Here is an 18,907-nt window from a genome sequence, read left to right as displayed (position 1 = left end):
TTCCATGAAGATTATCGTTGCGGGCGGCGGTATAGGCGGATTGACGGCCGCGCTGGCACTGATTCAGTTCGGACACGATGTGACCGTGCTCGAACAAGCCGACGCGATCGGTGAAATCGGCGCGGGCCTGCAGGTCAGCCCCAACGGGATGCGCGTGATCGAAGCGCTTGGCCTGTCGGATCGCCTGACGGCGGTCGCGTTCCAGCCGGAGGGCATCGAACTGCGGATGGGGCGAAGCGGCCGCGTCGTTTTCGATGTCCCGCTTGGCCTGGCCGCAGAGGAACGCTGGGGCGCGCCCTATCTCCATGTGCATCGCGCTGACCTGATCGCGGTTCTGAGTGATTCGCTCCAGGCCCGCGCGCCGGGGTGTATCCGGCTGGGGGCACGGGTTGAGGCCTATTCCCAGGATGCGCATGGCGTCACCGTCGCGCTCGCCGATGGCACGGACGTGTCGGGAGACGTCCTGGTCGGCGCAGATGGCATCCATTCCCGTGTCCGCGAACTGATGCTGGGGCCGGATGAGCCGCGATTTACCGGAACCGTCGCGTGGCGCGCGGTGGTGCCGGTCGACCAGCTGGGCGCGCACCTGCCACCGCCCACTGCCTGCGTCTGGGTCGGCAGGCAGCGCCATGCCGTGACCTATCGCCTGCGTGGTGGCGCGCTGGCCAATTTTGTCGGTGTCGTCGAACAGAGTGACTGGCGCGGCGAGTCGTGGAGCGACGAGGGCACAAAGGCGGAGGCACTGGACCATTTCCGCGGCTGGCATCCCGTGATCGAGACCCTGATTCGCAATGCCGGCACGCTGAACCGCTGGGCCCTGTACGACCGGCCGCCGCTGCCGCGCTGGACGGATGGACGTGTCGCGCTGCTGGGCGATGCCTGCCACCCGATGCTGCCATTCCTGGCGCAGGGCGCCGTGATGGCGATGGAGGATGCCTGGGTGCTGGCGGCGCGCCTGTCGGAGTCCGGGGCGGTCATCGGTGCGCTGGCCGCCTACCAGATGGACCGCCACGCCAGGACCACGGCGGTGCAGGCGGGTGCGCGGGCGAATACGCACATTTTCCACCGGCGCAATCTGCTGACCCAACTGGCGACATATGGCCCGATGTGGGTGGCGGGGCGGATGGTGCCGGCACTGGTCCAGGCCCGCAATGACTGGATCTACGCGCACGACGCGACGGCCACGCCGCAAGCGAAGCCCTTGCCATAAGGCGCGGCGAGGGGCACGCATTGGAGTGCGTCGCACCAGCCAGCAGGCCGTATCATGCTCTCGATTCTCGATCTCTTCCGTGTCGGTATCGGACCGTCCAGTTCCCACACAGTCGGACCCATCCGGATTGCCAACCGGTTTGGCGTCGCCCTCGGTGAAGCGGGGGTGCGCGACAAGGTGGTGCGGATCGTGGTGGAGCTGCAGGGGTCGCTGGCGCTGACCGGGGCAGGGCACGCCACCCCGAAGGCCGTGGTGCTCGGCCTGTTGGGGCTGGAGCCGGAGACGCTGGACCCGAATCTTGCCGACGCACAGGTGGCGGCGGTTTATACGGCCAGGCGCCTGTTGCTGCCGGACGGGCCGGAGATCGGTTTCGACCCGGAAACCGATATTGTCTTTGCCTATGACGTACTGCCCGACCTGCATCCGAACGGGATGAAGCTGACCGCCTACGGGCAGGACGAGGCCGTGCTGCTCGAGGAAACGTTCTATTCGACCGGCGGTGGCTTCATCGCCACGGCGCGGCAGCTGAGCACGCCGCCGGCTGACGATATCGTCCAGGTCGGCAAAGCGGTGCCGTTTCCGTTTGCCTCCGCCAAGGACTTGCTGGCCAACTGTGCCGAGCGAGGCGTGCCGATCCACGAGATCATCCTGGCCAATGAAGACGCGATGCGCCCGCGCGCGGAGACCGAAATGGCCCTCGACCGGATCGCGGCGGTGATGCTGGCCTGTATTGCGCGGGGACTGGTGCACGAAGGGGTGCTGCCGGGTGGCCTGAAGGTGCGGCGGCGGGCGCCGGAAATCTGGAAGAAGCTGCAGGATTCGCCACAGACCAACGAGCGCGAGCAGATATTCGACTGGCTGAATGCCTATGCGATGGCGGTCAACGAAGAGAATGCCAGCGGGGGGCAGGTGGTGACGGCGCCGACGAATGGCGCGGCCGGCATCATTCCATCCGTGATCAAGCATTATTGCACGGACGTGGAAGACCGGACCGTGCGGCTTCGCAAGTTCCTGCTGACCGCAGGAGGCGTCGGGCTGCTCTACAAGCAGCGTGCGTCGATCTCGGGTGCCGAGATGGGCTGCCAGGGGGAAGTGGGCGTGGCCTGTTCGATGGCGGCGGCCGGTTTGGCGGCGGTGTGGGGCGGCACGGCGCAGCAGTGTGCCAATGCGGCCGAGATCGGCATGGAGCACAACCTGGGCCTGACCTGCGATCCGGTCGGCGGGCTGGTGCAGATCCCGTGCATCGAGCGCAATGCGATCGGCGCGGTGAAGGCGGTGAACGCGGCGCGGCTGGCGCTTCACTCGGTGGAGCCGACCAAGGTCTCGCTCGACCAGGTGATCGAGACGATGCGGCAGACCGGGCTCGACATGTCGTCCAAGTACAAGGAGACGAGCCAGGGCGGGCTGGCGGTCAACGTCATCGAGTGTTGAGGCTCAGCCCTTCGAGAACATGCCCTTGAGGCCGCCGCTGGTGAGCATCGCGACATCGCCGAGTGCGATGGGCAGGGAGAGGCCTGCCGGGGCGACCAGGTAGAGCGGCTCCCAGTCGGGATCGAATTTCTTCTTGTAGTTCCTCAGCCCCTCAAAGCCGTAGATCTTGTTGGCGTGCTCGTAGACGAAGGCACCGAGCTTGGATGTCAGCGTCGCGAGGCGGTGGTCTTCCAGGCCGGACAGCGGCGCCATGCCGAGGTCGAAGGTCTGGACACCCTGTGCCTTGCCCCAGAGCATCAATTCGATGAACAGGAAATCCATCACGCCCTTGGGCGCTGCGTGGCCATAGCGCATCAGGTCGATCGCCATTTCGCGTCCGTCCGCGGTCGACATCAGGTTTGCGAAGGCGACGATGTTGCCCTCCAGCCGGGCGACCGCAATCGGGAAATGGCGCAGGTAGTCCGGGTCGAACCGGCCAAGCGAAAAGCTTTTCTCGGCGCCCCCGTGAATGGCGAGCCATTCATCGGAAATCGTGCGCAGCGTGGGCAGATCGTCTTCGCAGCCGCCCTGCGCGATAACGTCGAACGACAGGCCGTCACGCAGGGCGCGCTTGTGGCTGGCCCGCAGGCCGGACCGGGCCGGCCCTTCGAGCGAGAAGGCCTGCAGAGGCACGAGCGCCGTCTCGCCGATCTTTTGCGCCGTGAGACCAAGGTCCAGCGCGAGCGGCAGGAAGCCCTTCCGGACCGAGTAGAACACCGGCACAGCGCCGTAGACATCAGCCTGCTCACGATAGGCCCATACGAGCGGGCTGATCTCGTCGCGCTTGCCGACCGGCTCGCTCATCGCAATCCAGTGGCGCCCGCGCACGCCGTACATGATGAAGGATTGCCCGCTCGGGCTCATCAGGAACTGCTTGTCGCCCAGCAGGGCCAGGCCGCCATCGGAATAGCCGAATTCCGCCGTGTCGAGGATTTGCTTCAGGACGGCCGGGTCGACAGGGCCTGGCGTCCCGCTTTTTGTGATCGCCGGCTGGAGCCAGCGCCACAGCGAAGCCAGCAGGAGCACAATGGGAAGCGCTGCAATCACGCGCAGGAACCGGGATGTCTGCCCATTGACCGAGAAGCTCCACCAGAGTTCGTCGCGGTAGGCGACATGCTCGTAGGAAAAGAAGCCGAGCCAGACGGCTGCGCTGATCGCGCCCAGGATGGCCAGTATCCAGGGCAGGGTGAGCCGCGCCTGGCTGAGGGGCGTCTTGCGATAGAAGGCTTTCCGCGAGGTGGCGAGGAGTGCGAGCGACACGACGAGGATGATGGCCTCGTGCGGATCGGCGCCCTTGAGCAGGGTCAGGCCTGCCCCGAGCATGAGCAGGATCATGCCGATGGTCCAGGCGTGATCGAGTTTCTGGCGCAGGCCCAGCGCCACGATGAGCAGCAGCACGCCGATAATCGAGGCGAGGAAGTGGGACAGTTCGATCACCGGCAGCGGCAGGATGTCAGCGGCGGCCTCGAGCGGGCCTGCCAGGGTCGGTGTCGTTGCCGAAATCAACATGAATGCGCCGGAGATGAACGCGATCAGGGAGAAAACCTGGGGTGCGAAAATCTCCGTGATGTCCTGCGCGCGGGTCGCTGCGCCTTTGAGCTGCTTGCCGGCATTGGGCACCTGGTGAGCGGCCAGCAGAACCGCCGCGACCCCCAGTGGAATCAGGTAGTAGAGAACACGGTACGCAATGAGGCTGGCGGCAAGGGCCTCGTTGCTTTCGGTTGGCACCATCAGCAGGATCACGGCTTCGAAGACGCCGACGCCGCCCGGCAGGCCGCTGATGCCGCCAAGGAAGCAGGCGGCGACGAAGACGGGCAGGAAGGTGAGGTAGGAGAGCCCCGTGTCGGGGGGCAGGACGGCGAAGAGGACCAGGCTTGCGCCTGCCCAGTCAGCCATGCTGATGACGAGTTGCCCGGTGGCGACCGGCAGGCCGGGTGTCGTAAACTCCACTGACCGGACTCGTCTTGTCCGTCCCGGCTGTCCTGCAAGGAACAGGAAGGCGCATACGGCAGCGAGGCAGATTGCGCCAAGCGCATAGGCCAGCGCGGCAGGGATGTGAAACACGGTTTCGAACCGCGCAGCCTCGAGGATCAACCCGGCACCCCCGATCGCGAGTGCGCCGATATACAGCGTTATGCCTGTCACGATTGCCAGGACGCTGATCTGTTTGGCCGTCAGCCCCCAGACCGAATAGAGACGATAGCGAACGGCGCCGCCGGTCAGCAGCGGCAGGCCCAACGTGTTGGAGAGCGCGTAGGAGGTGAACGAGGCGAAGGCGGTCATGCCATAGGCCAGGCGCTTGCGGGCGTATCGAAGGGCCAGCGTGTCGTAGCCGGTGATCGCAACATAGCTGACAAGGACTCCCGCCAGGGCCAAGAGGATCTGGCTGGCCGACAATGCGCGCAGTTCGGCATAGATCTTGTGGACTGAAAGGTGGCGGATTTCGGCGTGGATCGCGGCGATTGCCAGAATGAACACGAGCGCAACGACAGCCAGTCCGAGCCAGCGCTTCCATGGCGCCAGACCCAGCGCGGGGGCGTCGTCCAGGACTGGTGCGGGCTCAGCCATTCGGGGGCGGACCGGCTTGCGGCCTGGCCACGAGCTTTTCCAGCAAGGCGAGTTGTGTGGCCTGAGATGCCAGCAGGCTGGTCAGTTGGGTCTGGCGCATCTCGTCGAGTTTTTCGTGCAGCTGCAGGATTTCGAGTTCGGCCTTGAGGTTCACTTCATAGTCATAGTTGGCCGCAGCGCGATCCTTCGCCGCCTGCCGGTTCTGGGACATCATGATGACGGGCGCCTGGATTGCGGCCAGCATGGACAGGATGAGATTGAGGAAAATGAACGGATAGGGATCAAACGGGTGGGCCCTGCCGACCAGGAGGACCGTGTTGCCACCAATCCAGAGCGCCAGCACGATCCCGAACAGGGAGATGAACGCCCACGACCCGCCAAACTTGGCGACCTTGTCAGCGAGCCTGTCGCCGAACGTCGAACTCGTCTCGAGCATCCGGCCGACATTGCGGGATATCCTGCGGCGTTCGACAAAGCGCTCGAGGACGCGGCGCTCCCGGTCTGTCAGGTCTTCGAGGCGTGACTGCATCAGGTCACGTGCGAGGGTCGAGATATCCTTCATTTCCGGTCTCCCTGGAATGATACCTCTGGCACTATACCTCGATTTCCGGCTGGTCACGCATGGATGTGGGTCCAGGGGCCGGCGGGGCTGGCGGTACCATCGTGCGCGTCATGTAGCGCACCTCGCGGGCGATACGGGCAGCATGGGGCGGGTTGAGCAGGGATGTGTGGGTTTCGCCCGCAAGCCCGAACATGCGTCCGTACCCACCCTGGTTCGAAACAGACCTGACGAGGCCCGCATTCTCGCCGCCATCCGCGTCGCGTGAAAAGACCGCGACCGGAGAGTTGACCGTGATCGCCGGATCAAAATACGCCGCGGCGGGCTCGACTGCGGTCACTTCCCCCAGCGCCGCTGTCCAGTGATCCGGTTTGCTGAACAGGAAGCGCTTCTCGGCCCGCCGCTCCCGGGGCAGGGCGATATCGTCGCCCACGAACGGTGCGACGAGACGCAGCAGGCCGGTTTTTGCGAACACGTCACCGATCCGCAATGCCCGGCCGAAGGATTCCAGCGAGCGCATGCCATTCTTCTTGCGCAGGTATTTGGGGTTCATTGCGTCGACGAAGACGCGGCCTGCCAGCTCGTCCGGGTGCAGGTTCGCCATCGCGTGCAGGCGCAGTCCTGCCATCGAGTGCCCGACAATCACGTAAGGCGGGCGGGCGCCGAGCGCGGCCAGCAGGCGGCGCAGGTCGGCGATATGGAATTCAGCGGTCAGCGGCGTGTCCGCTGGTGCCGGATCACTCCAGTCCATGCCGGCGCGGCCGTAGAGGACGACGCGGTGGTCGGCCTTCAGCGCCTCCTTCACCCACCATCCGTCTGCATAGGTGCCGAAGGCGCCGTGGTCGAACACGACCCAGGGCGCATTTTCCGGCCCTTCGACCAGAACATGCAGGCGGCGGCCGGGTTCGACTTCCACGAGATCAAATGGAGCATGCATGGGAACGCATTTCGTTTGGCGCAGGCCGTTGCAGGGGAGGCGGCGGCGATGATTCCCGGAAGATATAGAGGCGCTCGCAGGCCGCTGGAACACGCCATGCGAGTGGCAGCTGCTATTTTGCGGCTCCCGTGGACGGCGCTCTGGATGGGGAAAGTGGCTCCGCGAGTAGGACTCGAACCTACGACCGGGCGATTAACAGTCGCCTGCTCTACCAACTGAGCTATCGCGGATCAGCCGAGAGCGGGTGAATAGCAGACCGCTGGACGGGTTCAAGCCCCAACATGCTGCTTGTCTCCGAAAACTTGGCTTCAGGCAAAAAAAATGGCGGGAGACAAAATCTCCCGCCGAGGCGTTGGGTGATGGTGGGTGTCTCCAAGAGAAGACAACTGCAGAATCGGGGGAAATGGTTAATGCGGCGTAAATGAAACGTCAGAAAAGCCGGGCAAGATGCGCAAGACCCGGTTAAGATTGTCACATTTCGGCAGAAATTGTCTGGAGGCTCCACCCGGAATCGAACCGGGGTGCACGGATTTGCAATCCGCTGCGTAACCACTCCGCCATAGAGCCTGACCAGAGCGGGGTAAGTAGCAAGCAAACCTGTGCCTTTCAATCTGCCTTTTCACTGCCCGTGCGTTTATCGCGCATTGCACCGTTCGTGGCCCATGCTAAAGGGCGGACGAAGAAGTGTTTGACTGGAAGGAAGGCGTGCGCGCATGAATTTTGACGCAGCCCGTGAAATCATGGTGGACAGTCAGGTTCGCCCCAATGACGTGGCGGACGCGCCGATCGTGTCGGCCTTCCTGCGCACGCCCCGCGAAGCTTTTGTGCCCAATTCCCGCAAGTCGGTGGCCTATTCGGAACTCGAGATCGCGACCTCCGAAGGCCGCGCGCTGTGGATCCCGCGCGATACGGCCAAACTGATCAAGCTGGCCGATATCAAGCCCACCGACATCGTACTGGTTGTGGGTGCTGGCGCCGGATACGAGGCCGCCCTGATCAGCCACCTCTCGGAAACCGTCATCGCGCTGGAAGAGTCGACCCAGCTGGTCGATGCGATGGCAGAGCGGTTCGCAGCGCTCAACCTCGACCGGGCGGTTGCCGTCGAAGGCAAACTGGCAGCCGGCTTGCCGGACCAGGCGCCGTTCGACGTGATTTATGTGTGCGGCATGGTCGAATCAGTCCCGGCCGCCTGGACGGCGCAGCTAGGCGATGGTGGCCGCTTGGTGGCCGTGGTGCAGGACCAGGAAGGCACGGGTCGCGGTACGGTGTTCACGCGGGCAGGCGAGTCGATTGCGGCACGTGATGCGTTCGATGCCTGGCCGCCGAAGTTCGAGCAATTCAATCGCAAACGGGCGTTTGTATTCTAGCGCGCGCGACAATCTGCCGACGGAAATTAAGATTCGAGAAAAGTGAACAGTGTTCACTAGTGCTGATTCAGGGCTTATACGGAGCCCTGAACTGTGAGTCATCAAGGAGCTCAGGATGAGTGTCAGGTTTCGTTGCCTCATGGGTGCTGCCGTTTTGGCCCTGCTGCCGGGGGCGCCCGCTGTCGCCGATACGCTTGAGGATGCGATCGCATCTGCATTTGCAACAAACCCGCAGATCGACCTGGAGCGTTCGGAGACGGACCTGGCCCGAGAGGGCCTCGAGCAGGCCCGGTCGCGGGGCCGACCGACGGTCAACCTGAACGGCAGTGCGGGCTATGAGTATATCGATACGACGTCGCCGTTTGCCTTCAATCTGGGAGACCGGTCGCTGGCCACCGCGCAGGTGCAGGCTGTCCAGCCAATCTATACCGGCGGCGGGGTGAGCGCCGGCATTCGTCAGGCCAAAGCCGGAATAAATGCTGCAGATTCGCAGTATGAGGCAGTCCAGCAGGATCTCGTCCTCAGCGTCGTGACGGCCTATGTCGACGTCCGCAAGGATCGCGAAACGGTGGCAATCCGCAAGAATAATGTCGACGTGAACGCCGAACAGGTCCGCGCCGCGAACGACCGGTTTGACGTCGGCGTGGTGACGCGGACCGATGTCGCGCTTGCCAATGCCCGGCAGGAAGGCGCCAAGGCCGCTCTCGCGGGTGCGGAAGCCACCCTGGAGGGCAGCGAAGCCAATTACGAACTGCTGATCGGGAAGGCGCCCGGCGATCTTGTACCTCCGCCACCGATTCCGCCGTTGCCAGCATCGTTTGACGAGGCGGTGCTCATCGCGCTCGACAACAATCCCGACATCAAGGCCGCCCGTCATGGCGAGCGCGCCGCGAATGAAGCGATCAAGGTGGCCCGGGCGCAATACAGGCCCCAGCTGAGTATTGTCGGCAGTGCCGGCGTTCAGGAAACCTATGGGTCGGACTCCGACCAGCGCGACACGAGCGTTTCCGCGGTCGCCCAGGGGACCATCCCGTTACTGTCCGGCGGCCTGATCAAGAGCCAGGTCAGCTCCGCACGCCTGCAACGCGACCAGGCCCGCAACCGGGTTGACCTGCTGGAACGGCAGGTTCGCGCCCAGGTGGCGCAGGCCTGGTACGGCTATTCGGCGTCGCTCCGGTCGATCGAGGCGTCGCGCCGTCAGGTCGATGCGGCCGAGATTGCCTATGCCGGGGCGCAGGAAGAGCTGGCCGTGGGCGTGCGCACGACGCTGGATGTGCTGGACCAGGAACAGCAATTGTTCGAAGCGCGGCTGGCGCTCGTCCAGTCCGAGCGCGACGCTTACGTTGCGGCGTATCGTCTCCTGCGCGCGGCCGGACAGCTTGATAAGCACGTCGCGCCGGCCTTTGCGTCGGATTATGAATAGGGTTAATGTCATCAAGCGGTTGTTAACCGCTACGCCTTAGCCATAATTCATAACGATTCTACTGGGTTTGAGAGCAAGGGGCTGAAATGGCCAATGAAGCGCATAAAGAACCGACGATGGAGGAAATCCTCGCGTCGATTCGCAAGATCATCTCTGAAGATGACGCTGCGACGGCCAAGCGACCTGGTGCGCCAACGCCTGTCGTGCAGGACGATCCTGTTGATACTTTGGCCGACAATGATGACGTTGATGACCTGAGCTTCGAGACTGCCGAAGAAGAGATCGACCAGGCGATGTTTGAAGAGGAGTCGGACAACGACTTCGTGATCGAAGAGGCTGAGCCCGTCGAGGAGAGCAGCTTTGATGTTGACGATTCGTCGGCTGGTGCCTCGTTCGAGGACGTGTTGGGCGCGGTTCGTGAAATCACGGACGCGCACGACGCCATGCCTGTCCACGTGTCGGTGCCCGAACCTGAACCCGAACCCACGCCGGAACCTTACACCCCCCCTCCCATGGAGACTAAAATGCCCGCATCCGCGCGTTACCAGGAAACCGTCCTGACGAACGACCAGACGGCTGATGCCGCTGCCGGTTCGCTTGGCAAGTTGATATCCAGGATGGAACTTGGAGACGAGAACACCATCGGCGGCCTGGTCCGCGAACTGCTGAAGCCGATGATCAAGGAATGGCTCGATGCCAACCTGGCTTCTATCGTCGAGGAAAAGGTCGAAGCAGAGGTACAGCGCATCGCCCGCATGGCGCGCTAGCCTCACCCGACAAATTCGTTATAGGGAAGGGCGCGCCGTAACAGGCGCGCCCTTTTCTTTTTACCCATACCCACACCGGAACCACACGCTGTCATGCTCGACCAAAGATTCGACCCCGCCGAAGCCGAAGCCCGCCTGTACAAGGCCTGGGAGGAAGCCGGCTGCTTCAAACCCTCCGGCGATACCAGCGCGCAGGCCTATTCCATCGTCATCCCGCCGCCGAACGTCACCGGCGTGCTGCACATGGGCCATGCGCTGAACAATACGCTGCAGGATGTGCTGGTCCGGTTCGAGCGGATGCGCGGCAAGAACGTTTTGTGGCAGCCGGGAACGGACCATGCCGGCATTGCGACGCAGATGGTGGTTGAGCGCCAGATGGCCGCGGAAGGCAAGAATGAAAGCCGCGCCAGCCTGGGCCGCGACGCATTCGTTGACCGCGTCTGGGCATGGAAGGAAGAATCCGGCGGCGCAATTGTGGGCCAGCTGAAGCGCCTCGGCGCATCGTGCGACTGGTCGCGCGAAGCCTTCACGATGGGCGACCGCAACGACCCGGACAACAACATGATGCGCGCCGTGACCAAGGTGTTCGTTGAACTCTTCGACAAGGGCCTGATCTACCGCGACAAGCGCCTTGTGAACTGGGACCCGCATTTCCAGACAGCAATCTCGGATCTCGAAGTCGACCAGCGCGAAGTGGCGGGCCATTACTGGCACCTGCGCTATCCGTTGGCGGACGGTGTGACGTACCTGCATCCGATCAAGGATGAAGACGGCAATGTCGTGGAGTCGGAAATGCGCGACTATATCGTTGTCGCCACGTCACGGCCCGAGACCATGCTTGGCGATACCGGCGTCGCCGTGCACCCGGAAGACTCGCGCTATGCCGGCCTTGTCGGCAAGTTCGTGGAGTTGCCGATTGTCGGGCGCCGGGTGCCGATCATTGCGGACGACTATGCTGATCCGACGAAGGGCTCGGGCGCGGTGAAGATCACGCCGGCACACGATTTCAACGACTTCGAAGTCGGCAAGCGGGCAGGGCACACGCCGCTCAACATTCTCGATGCCACGGCGCATATCGTCGATGGCGAGGACGCGGATGCGGCCGGCATCCCGTCAGCCTATCGCGGGCAGGACCGGTTCGATGCGCGCAAGAAGGTTGTTGCGGCATTTGAGGCAGCGGGCCTGTTGCAGGAAATCGAAAACCTCAAGATCGAGCAGCCCTTTGGCGATCGCTCGAACGTGGTCATCGAACCCTGGATGACCGACCAGTGGTATGTCGATGCCAAGACCATGGCCCAGCCTGCCATCGCGGCGGTGAAAGAAGGCAAGACCCGGTTCGTGCCCGAGACATGGGAGAAGACCTATTACAACTGGATGGACAACATCCAGCCCTGGTGCATCAGCCGCCAGCTCTGGTGGGGGCACAGGATTCCGGCGTGGTTCGCGGACGATGGCACAATCTACGTCGCGCATTCCGAAGAAGAGGCGCAGGCACAGGCCGGCAAGGGCGTGACGCTGAAGCAGGACGACGACGTCCTCGACACATGGTTTTCCTCTGCGCTCTGGCCGTTCTCGACGATGGGCTGGCCTGACAAGACGCCGGAACTGGAAACCTTCTACCCGACCGCCACCTTGGTCACGGCGTTCGACATCATCTTCTTCTGGGTCGCCCGGATGATGATGATGGGGATCGAGTTTACAGGTGAAGTTCCGTTCAAGGACGTTTACATCCACGCCCTCGTCCTCGACGAGAAGGGCCAGAAAATGTCGAAGTCCAAGGGCAATGCCATGGACCCGCTGGAACTGGTCGATGAATACGGCGCCGACGCGTTGCGCTTCTTCATGGGCCGCATGGCCGGGCAGGGGCGCAATATTCGTCTCTCGAAACAGGCGGTCGAAAGCACCCGTAACTTTGCCACCAAATTGTGGAATGCTGCGCGCTTTGCCGAAATGAACGAATGCGGTGCGCCCGGCGAGGTCGACTTCGCCAGCGTGACGAGCCCGGTGAACCGGTGGATTCTCGGCGAGTTGGCGGCCTGCGAGGCAGAGGCGACGAAAGCTATCGCGGAATACCGTTTCAATGACGCTGCCGCGGCGCTCTACCGGTTCATCTGGCACATACTCTGCGACTGGTATCTCGAACTGATCAAGCCGCTGCTGATGGGCATGGATGATGGCGCCAAGCAGGAGACGCGCGATGTTTGCGGCTATGTGATCGACGAGACATTGAAATTGCTCCACCCGTTCATGCCGTTCGTGACCGAAGAACTGTGGGAACGCCGTGCGCCAGGCCGTGTAGAGGCGCAGGGCTTCCTGATGCACCAGTCCTGGCCGGACTATGACATCAAGCGGGATTCCGGGGCCGATACCGAAATACAGTGGGTGCTGGACCTGATCTCGGAAATTCGCTCGCTGCGCAGCGACCTTGGTGTGCCCGCCGGATCCAAGATTCCGATCTCGCTGGTCAGTGCCGGGCCTGTCATCGAAGACCGCGCCATCCGGCACGAGGACATCCTGAAGCGCCTGGCGCGGCTTGAACTTATCGCGGTCACCGACACCCTGCCGACTGGTGCCGTGTCGACCGTGGTGGGAGAGACAGTGGTCGCGCTGGTCATCGCCGACCAGATCGATGTCGCCGAAGCGCGCAAGCGGCTCGACAAGGAAGTCGCCCAGCTCGACAAGGACATCATGGCGACCGAGAAAAAGCTCGGCAATGAAGCCTTCGTGTCGAAAGCGCCGGTCGAGATCGTCGAGGAGAACCGCGAACGCATCGTCGAATGGTCGGGGCGCCGCGAGAAACTGAAGGCGGCGCGGAAAAGCCTTGAAGGGCTCTAGATAATGGGTCCATCCTGTTTCCAGAAAACTGGAGACAATGATGACGCTGAAAACCCTTGCTATTGTCGCGGCAACAGCCGCCGTTCTGGGCGCCTGCGCGACGCATGTTGCTGTCGCGGAGCCAGAGTCCGCGCCGCAGGAATGGCACCTCGCGATACATGGCGGAGCAGGGGTGATCCTGCGTGAAAACCTGTCGGCTGAACAGGAAGCCGCTTATGTGGCCGGCCTGAATGAGGCGATGGCGGCAGGGGCAGCCGTGCTGCGCGACGGCGGCAGTGCAGTGGATGCGGTGCAGGCCGCCGTCCTGCCGATGGAAAACAGTCCCCTGTTCAATGCCGGCTATGGCGCTGTCTTTGCAGCCAATGGCACGCATGAACTCGATGCCTCGATCATGGACGGACGTGACCGCAATGCCGGGTCCGTTGCCGGCGTGATGCACGTGAAGAACCCGATCCTCGCCGCGCGGGCCGTGATGGACCGGTCAGAGCATGTGATGTTCGCGGGGCCGGGTGCGGACGCTTTTGCAGAAGCGCAGGGCCTCGAGATGGTGGAGAACAGCCATTTCGACACCGAGCGGCGGCGGAAATCGCTGGAACACGTGCTGAAAGAGCGCACGCGGACGGCAGCTGAGCGTCACGGTACGGTCGGCGCTGTCGCGATTGACAGCCATGGCAACCTGGCCGCTGCCACCACAACCGGCGGCATGACAGCCAAGACCCCGGGCCGGGTTGGCGATGCGCCCCTCGTCGGCGCCGCCACCTATGCCGAGAATGGCGTCTGCGCTGTCTCTGCGACCGGCCACGGCGAGTATTTCATCCGCGTCGGCGTTGCCAAGACGATCTGCGACCGGGTCAAGCTGGCCGGCGATTCCGTGGGCGAGGCGGCACAGGTTGCATTGGATGAAGTGGCGGCGCTCGGCGGGGACGGCGGCGTCATCGTCATGGACGGCGAGGGCAATGTGGACTTCGTCTTCAATTCTGCGGGCATGTATCGCGGAGAGATCAGCGCGAAGGGCGCAAGCACCGCGATCTTCCGGGCCGAGCCGGAAGGAGACGAATAGATGCAGATGCGAGACTTGGGAAAGTCCGGCCTGAAGACGGCGCCGCTGGTGCTCGGCGGGAACGTGTTCGGGTGGACGGCCGACAGGCAGACATCGTTCGACATCCTCGATGCGCTGATCGATGCCGGTTTCAATGCGGTTGATACCGCCAATGTGTATTCGCGCTGGGTGCCCGGCCATTCGGGGGGCGAGTCTGAGACGGTGATCGGCGAATGGTTTGCCGCGCATGGCAAGCGCGACAGGACGCTGCTGATCACGAAGGTCGGCATGGACATGGGCGAGGGCGGCAAGGGCCTGAGGGCCGATTATATCGTGGAGGCGTGCGAGGCCTCGTTGAAGCGCCTGCAGACGGATCATATCGACCTCTACCTGTCGCACGCCCCCGACCCGGACACGCCGATTGACGAGACGCTGGAGGCGCACCAGCGCCTGATCGATGCAGGCAAGGTGCGCGCCGTGGGCGGTTCGAACTATGACGGGGCGGGCCTCAAGGCGGCGCTCGGCGCGGCCGGCGACGGCAAGGCGCGCTACGAGGTGCTGCAGCCGCACTACAACCTGCTTGTCCGCGACCAGTACGAAGGCGCGCTGGAAGATGTGTGTGTTGCAGGAGGGCTTGGCGTGATCCCCTATTTCTCGCTGGCGAGCGGGTTTCTCACCGGCAAGTACCGAACTGAAGCGGACCTGAAGAAAAGCCCGCGTGGTGGCCAGATGAAGCCCCTCCTGGAAGGGCGCGGTCCCAAGGTGCTTGCAGCGCTGGATACGGTCGCCGCGCGGCATGGCGCGACACCGGCACAGGTTGCCCTCGCATGGCTGATGGCACGGCCGTCGATAACCGCCCCCATTGCCAGCGCGACGTCGGTCGACCAGTTGACGGACATCCTGCGTTCGGCTGCGCTCAGCCTGTCGACGGATGACATGACAGCGCTCGACGTTTGAGAAAATGAAGCAAGCCTTGGACGAGAAACGGTAAAGCCGAGGCAGAAATTACCAGCAGGGGTGACGATTAGCCCCTTTTCCGCATTAGCTTTGCGCGCTAGTGCGATGACCTGATTTCACGAAAGACCTGACATGACCAAGACCTGGGACAAATCCAAGCTGCCGTCGCGCCATGTGACCGAAGGGCCCGAGCGCGCGCCGCACCGTTCATACTATTACGCGATGGGCCTCTCGACCAAGGATATCAGGAAGCCTTTCGTCGGCGTGGCGTCGTGCTGGAACGAGGCGGCGCCCTGCAATACGGCGCTGATGCGCCAGGCGCATGCTGCCAGCAAGGGCGTCAAGGCCGCTGACGGGACGCCACGTGAGTTCTGCACGATCACCGTCACGGACGGCATCGCGATGGGGCATGAAGGCATGCGGTCGTCGCTGGTCAGCCGCGAAGTGATCGCCGACTCCGTCGAGCTGACCATTCGCGGACACTCGTATGATGCGCTGGTCGGTGTTGCCGGGTGCGACAAGTCCCTTCCGGGCATGATGATGGCGATGCTGCGCCTCAACGTGCCGTCGGTGTTCATCTATGGCGGGTCGATCCTGCCCGGCCGTTTCGAAGGCAAGGATGTCACGGTGATGGATGTGTTCGAGGCCGTTGGCGCCAATGCCGCCGGTTCGAACGACATGACGGAAGAAAAGCTGCACGCCCTCGAAAAGCTTGCCTGTCCCGGTGACGGCGCGTGTGGTGGCCAGTTCACGGCCAACACGATGGCCTGCGTGTCGGAAGCCATCGGCCTCGCCTTGCCGCTCTCCTCGGCCCTGCCGGCGCCGTATCTTGAGCGCGATGAATACTGCGCCGAAAGCGGCAAGGCGGTGATGCACCTGATTGAAAAGAACATCCGTCCGCGCGACATCTGTACGCGCAAGGCCTTCGAGAATGCCGCCGTGGTGGTTGCCGCAACCGGCGGGTCGACGAATGCCGGCCTGCACCTGCCGGCGATGGCGCATGAGTGTGGCGTCCAGTTCGACCTGAAGGACGTTGCCGAAATCTTCGCCAAGACGCCGTATATTGCCAGCCTCAAGCCGGGAGGCGAATTTGTCGCCAAGGATTTTGGCGAGGCCGGCGGCGTGCCGATGCTGATGAAGACGCTCTATGACGCGGGACTCATCCACGGCGACTGCATGACGGTCACGGGCAAGACGGTTGCCGAAAACCTGAAGGACGTGGTGTTCAACAAGGACCAGAAAGTGATCCGCGAGGCGTCTGACCCGATTTCGCCGAATGGCGGTGTCGTGGGGCTCTGGGGATCGTTGGCGCCGAACGGTGCCATCGTGAAGGTTGCCGGGCTCGAGAACCTCAAGTTCACCGGCCCGGCCCGTGTGTTCGATGGCGAGGCTGCCTGTTTCAAGGCCGTGACCGAGCGCGACTACAAGGAAGGCGACGTCCTCGTCATCCGCTATGAAGGCCCCAAAGGCGGCCCTGGCATGCGTGAGATGCTGTCGACCACGGCGGCGCTCTACGGGCAGGGCATGGGCGACAAGGTGGCCCTGATCACGGACGGCCGCTTCAGTGGTGCCACGCGCGGCTTCTGCGTCGGCCATGTCGGCCCCGAAGCCGCTGACGGCGGCCCGATCGGCCTGGTCCAGGATGGCGACATCATTGTCCTGGATGCCATTGCAGGCACGATCGACGTTCGCCTGACGCCAGCAGAACTGGAAGATCGCAAGCGCAACTGGAAGCCCCGCAAGACGATGTATGGCTCCGGTGCGCTGCAGAAATTCGCGAAACTGGTCGGCCCCGCACACGAGGGTGCGGTGACGCATCCGGGCTTCGATGGCGAACGCCACGTCTACGCCGATATTTGAGGCCTTTCAGCGCCGGTCCGGGTCAGTCTAGTATCCGGGCTTTGCCATTGGAGGCCCGCGCCGCATGACTGACCACACGCCCGACCTGCCCGGCGGGAACCCCGACCCGGTCGAACCGGAGATCGTCAATGCCCTGTCCGGTTTGCCGGAGGGGTTCGGTCATTTCGCCCGGGTGTTCCAGGACGAGATACGGCCGGCCCTGCAGGCGCGTGAGGGCGACCGGATTGCTGCCGTCGCAAAGGCCAGGCAGGCCCGCTATGTCGGGGGCGCCGTCGGTGTTCTCGGCGTCCTGCTCGGTCTGTTCGTGGCCAAGATGCCGTTTCTGGCCTTCGTTGGGGCGATCGTCGGATTCAGCTTTGTCTGGTGGGGCGGGAGGGACCTTGCCCACCTTGGCAAGGAGGCGAAGGCCCTGCTGGTCACGCCGGTCGCTCGCCAGTTCGAGCTGGGTTTCAACGCGGAACCGGGCCAGGTCGATTCGATTCACAAGCTTCGCGAGATCGGCATCGTGCCTGCCTGGGATCGCGACAGCTATGAAGACCTCGTGACCGGCCAGCGCAAAGGCGTCGATTTTGAACTGTTCGAGGCCCACCTGGAAGAGCGCCGCCAATCGACTGACGCCAAGGGCCGGACGCGGACGCACTGGGTGACGGTGTTCCGGGGCCAGTGCCTGCGCTTTGCCTTCGACAAGACGTTCTATGGGCGCACACTGGTCACGCGCGACGCCGGCTTTTTCAACCGCTTTGGCGGCGGGAAAGGCATGCAGAAAGCCGCGCTGGAGGATCCGGAATTCGAGAAGATCTTCGAGGTCTACACGACCGACCAGGTCGAAAGCCGCTTCCTGCTGACGCCGGACCTGATGCAGAAACTGGTCGACATGGAAAAGGCCTTTCATGGCGGCAAGCTGAAATGCTGCTTTGACGAGGGAGAGCTGTTCATCACGCTTCAGGGCAGCGACCTGTTCGAGCCCGGCAGCATGTTCAAACGCCTGGATGATCCCGAGCGCGTGCGTGAACTGCTGAAGGACTTCGCCGCCGTCTTCAATATCATCGACGCCGTCATGGCCAATCGCCGTGAACGGGATCAGGGCATGGGCGCCTGATCCCGCCAGGATGTCAGGCGGCCTGTGTCGGGGCGGGCGCGGGAAGGGCGTTTCCATCAAGAGGAAGCGCCGGAACGGTGAACGCAGCCAGCATTGCGATTGGCAGGACGAGGGTCCATTTCGGGGCCCAGCGGGCGTGGCAGAGCTCTGCAGGGATTTCCAGGGGCGCGACAAGCTGGTCGAGCGTCACAGGGGAGTCGAGGTTGAGTGCAGTCATGGCATGTCTCCGTGAAAACGCCGATAGTGAGCGAATAATCACAAATGGCCATCGAATCATGGCTGAAATACGGCGAAGTGAGCATTTGATCATGAATTTTCGGAACTCGTGTGCGGCCCCCCCAAACGTCAATTAGGGCCGGGATGTGGCGGGTCCATTCAGGTTTGCTTCAGCAAGGATGCCGCATTAAGCAGGCAAGTCAGAAGAAGAGGCCCACTGCATGATCCGCATTTTCCTTGCATCCGCCGCGTTGCTTGTCGCACTGCCAGCGATGGCCGATACGGTGCCGGCCCAGCAGATGCAGCGCTGCCAGGCGATGAAGGCGACTCTTGCGCCGAAACAGGCCGAGATTGATGCGGCCGCGAAACAGCGTGATGCATTGGCCGAGGCGGCGGAGGCCGAGGGCGAGGCGTATGAGGACGCGCAGGTGCTGCGCCTGGCGTCTGCGGCGAATGCGCAGGCCGCTGACGCGGCCAAGGCCAGGTTCGATGCGGCGCGTCGCGCGTTTGCGCAGGCCGAATTTGCCCTGCACGCCAATGTTCGCCAGTTCAACCAGGACGTTGCCGACTACAACCGGTCGTGCACGCCAGCGAAATAGA

The 18,907-nt window shown here is 63.4% G+C and carries 15 protein-coding genes and 2 tRNA genes; 11 read left to right on the top strand and 6 right to left on the bottom strand.

Features of this window, described 5'->3' with window-relative positions; all coding sequences use genetic code 11:
- The first annotated feature begins 4 nt into the window (after positions 1 to 4).
- Together HJO_RS05520 and HJO_RS05515 are read left to right on the top strand one after the other, a co-directional pair.
- Positions 5 to 1,210, top strand: coding sequence for an FAD-dependent monooxygenase (locus HJO_RS05520; protein WP_035614781.1), 1,206 nt, complete (start codon positions 5 to 7; stop codon positions 1,208 to 1,210).
- Between the two features lie 54 nt (positions 1,211 to 1,264).
- A complete protein-coding gene (locus HJO_RS05515) occupies positions 1,265 to 2,641 on the top strand; it encodes an L-serine ammonia-lyase (RefSeq protein ID WP_035614779.1) in 1,377 nt (458 codons plus the stop codon).
- 3 nt (positions 2,642 to 2,644) lie between these two features.
- Here HJO_RS05515 and mprF read toward each other — a convergent pair whose 3' ends face one another.
- The 5 genes from mprF to HJO_RS05490 form a co-directional block, all read right to left on the bottom strand.
- Positions 2,645 to 5,248, bottom strand: coding sequence for a bifunctional lysylphosphatidylglycerol flippase/synthetase MprF (gene mprF, locus HJO_RS05510; RefSeq protein ID WP_051618309.1), 2,604 nt, complete (start codon positions 5,246 to 5,248; stop codon positions 2,645 to 2,647).
- Complete coding sequence (locus HJO_RS05505) at positions 5,241 to 5,810, bottom strand: DUF1003 domain-containing protein (protein ID WP_035614776.1); 570 nt, start codon at positions 5,808 to 5,810, stop codon at positions 5,241 to 5,243. Before HJO_RS05505 ends, mprF begins: the two co-directional genes overlap by 8 nt.
- Positions 5,811 to 5,841: 31 nt before the next feature.
- Positions 5,842 to 6,744 (bottom strand): alpha/beta fold hydrolase, encoded by a 903-nt coding sequence (locus tag HJO_RS17595; RefSeq protein WP_051618308.1) that lies wholly within the window; start codon positions 6,742 to 6,744, stop codon positions 5,842 to 5,844.
- Positions 6,745 to 6,898: 154 nt separating this feature from the next.
- Positions 6,899 to 6,974 (bottom strand) — tRNA-Asn (locus HJO_RS05495).
- Between the two features lie 263 nt (positions 6,975 to 7,237).
- Positions 7,238 to 7,311, bottom strand: a tRNA-Cys gene (locus HJO_RS05490).
- Between the two features lie 146 nt (positions 7,312 to 7,457).
- Between HJO_RS05490 and HJO_RS05485 the strand changes: the two genes are divergently transcribed.
- The 8 genes from HJO_RS05485 (at position 7,458) to HJO_RS05450 (ending at position 18,091) form a co-directional block, all read left to right on the top strand.
- Positions 7,458 to 8,111, top strand: coding sequence for a protein-L-isoaspartate O-methyltransferase family protein (locus HJO_RS05485; protein WP_035614774.1), 654 nt, complete (start codon positions 7,458 to 7,460; stop codon positions 8,109 to 8,111).
- A 115-nt stretch (positions 8,112 to 8,226) separates the two neighbouring features.
- The gene (locus HJO_RS05480; RefSeq protein ID WP_084141581.1) at positions 8,227 to 9,534 is read left to right on the top strand and encodes a TolC family outer membrane protein; all 1,308 of its coding nucleotides are present in this window, start codon (positions 8,227 to 8,229) and stop codon (positions 9,532 to 9,534) included.
- 86 nt (positions 9,535 to 9,620) lie between these two features.
- The gene (locus HJO_RS05475) at positions 9,621 to 10,301 is read left to right on the top strand and encodes a DUF2497 domain-containing protein (protein WP_035614771.1); all 681 of its coding nucleotides are present in this window, start codon (positions 9,621 to 9,623) and stop codon (positions 10,299 to 10,301) included.
- A gap of 93 nt (positions 10,302 to 10,394) precedes the next feature.
- Positions 10,395 to 13,136: a valine--tRNA ligase gene (locus tag HJO_RS05470; protein WP_035614768.1), complete on the top strand. Its 2,742-nt coding sequence runs from the start codon at positions 10,395 to 10,397 to the stop codon at positions 13,134 to 13,136.
- Between the two features lie 40 nt (positions 13,137 to 13,176).
- Positions 13,177 to 14,196 (top strand): isoaspartyl peptidase/L-asparaginase family protein, encoded by a 1,020-nt coding sequence (locus tag HJO_RS18365; protein ID WP_241764676.1) that lies wholly within the window; start codon positions 13,177 to 13,179, stop codon positions 14,194 to 14,196.
- A complete protein-coding gene (locus HJO_RS18360) occupies positions 14,197 to 15,132 on the top strand; it encodes an aldo/keto reductase (RefSeq protein WP_035614765.1) in 936 nt (311 codons plus the stop codon).
- Between the two features lie 132 nt (positions 15,133 to 15,264).
- Positions 15,265 to 16,992 (top strand): dihydroxy-acid dehydratase, encoded by a 1,728-nt coding sequence (ilvD, locus tag HJO_RS05455; RefSeq protein ID WP_035614762.1) that lies wholly within the window; start codon positions 15,265 to 15,267, stop codon positions 16,990 to 16,992.
- A gap of 64 nt (positions 16,993 to 17,056) precedes the next feature.
- On the top strand, positions 17,057 to 18,091 hold the full coding sequence (locus tag HJO_RS05450; RefSeq protein WP_051618306.1) for a DUF3137 domain-containing protein: 1,035 nt from the start codon (positions 17,057 to 17,059) through the stop codon (positions 18,089 to 18,091).
- A 13-nt stretch (positions 18,092 to 18,104) separates the two neighbouring features.
- Here HJO_RS05450 and HJO_RS05445 read toward each other — a convergent pair whose 3' ends face one another.
- A complete protein-coding gene (locus tag HJO_RS05445) occupies positions 18,105 to 18,308 on the bottom strand; it encodes a hypothetical protein (RefSeq protein ID WP_035614761.1) in 204 nt (67 codons plus the stop codon).
- A gap of 220 nt (positions 18,309 to 18,528) precedes the next feature.
- Between HJO_RS05445 and HJO_RS05440 the strand changes: the two genes are divergently transcribed.
- Positions 18,529 to 18,906 (top strand): hypothetical protein, encoded by a 378-nt coding sequence (locus tag HJO_RS05440; RefSeq protein ID WP_035614759.1) that lies wholly within the window; start codon positions 18,529 to 18,531, stop codon positions 18,904 to 18,906.
- Position 18,907 lies beyond the last annotated feature (1 nt).

Origin of the sequence: Hyphomonas johnsonii MHS-2 (assembly GCF_000685275.1) — a bacterium.
GTDB classification, from domain to species: domain Bacteria; phylum Pseudomonadota; class Alphaproteobacteria; order Caulobacterales; family Hyphomonadaceae; genus Hyphomonas; species Hyphomonas johnsonii.
The sequence above is the reverse complement of the archived record's forward strand: the minus strand, read 5'-3'. Positions and strand labels throughout refer to the sequence as shown.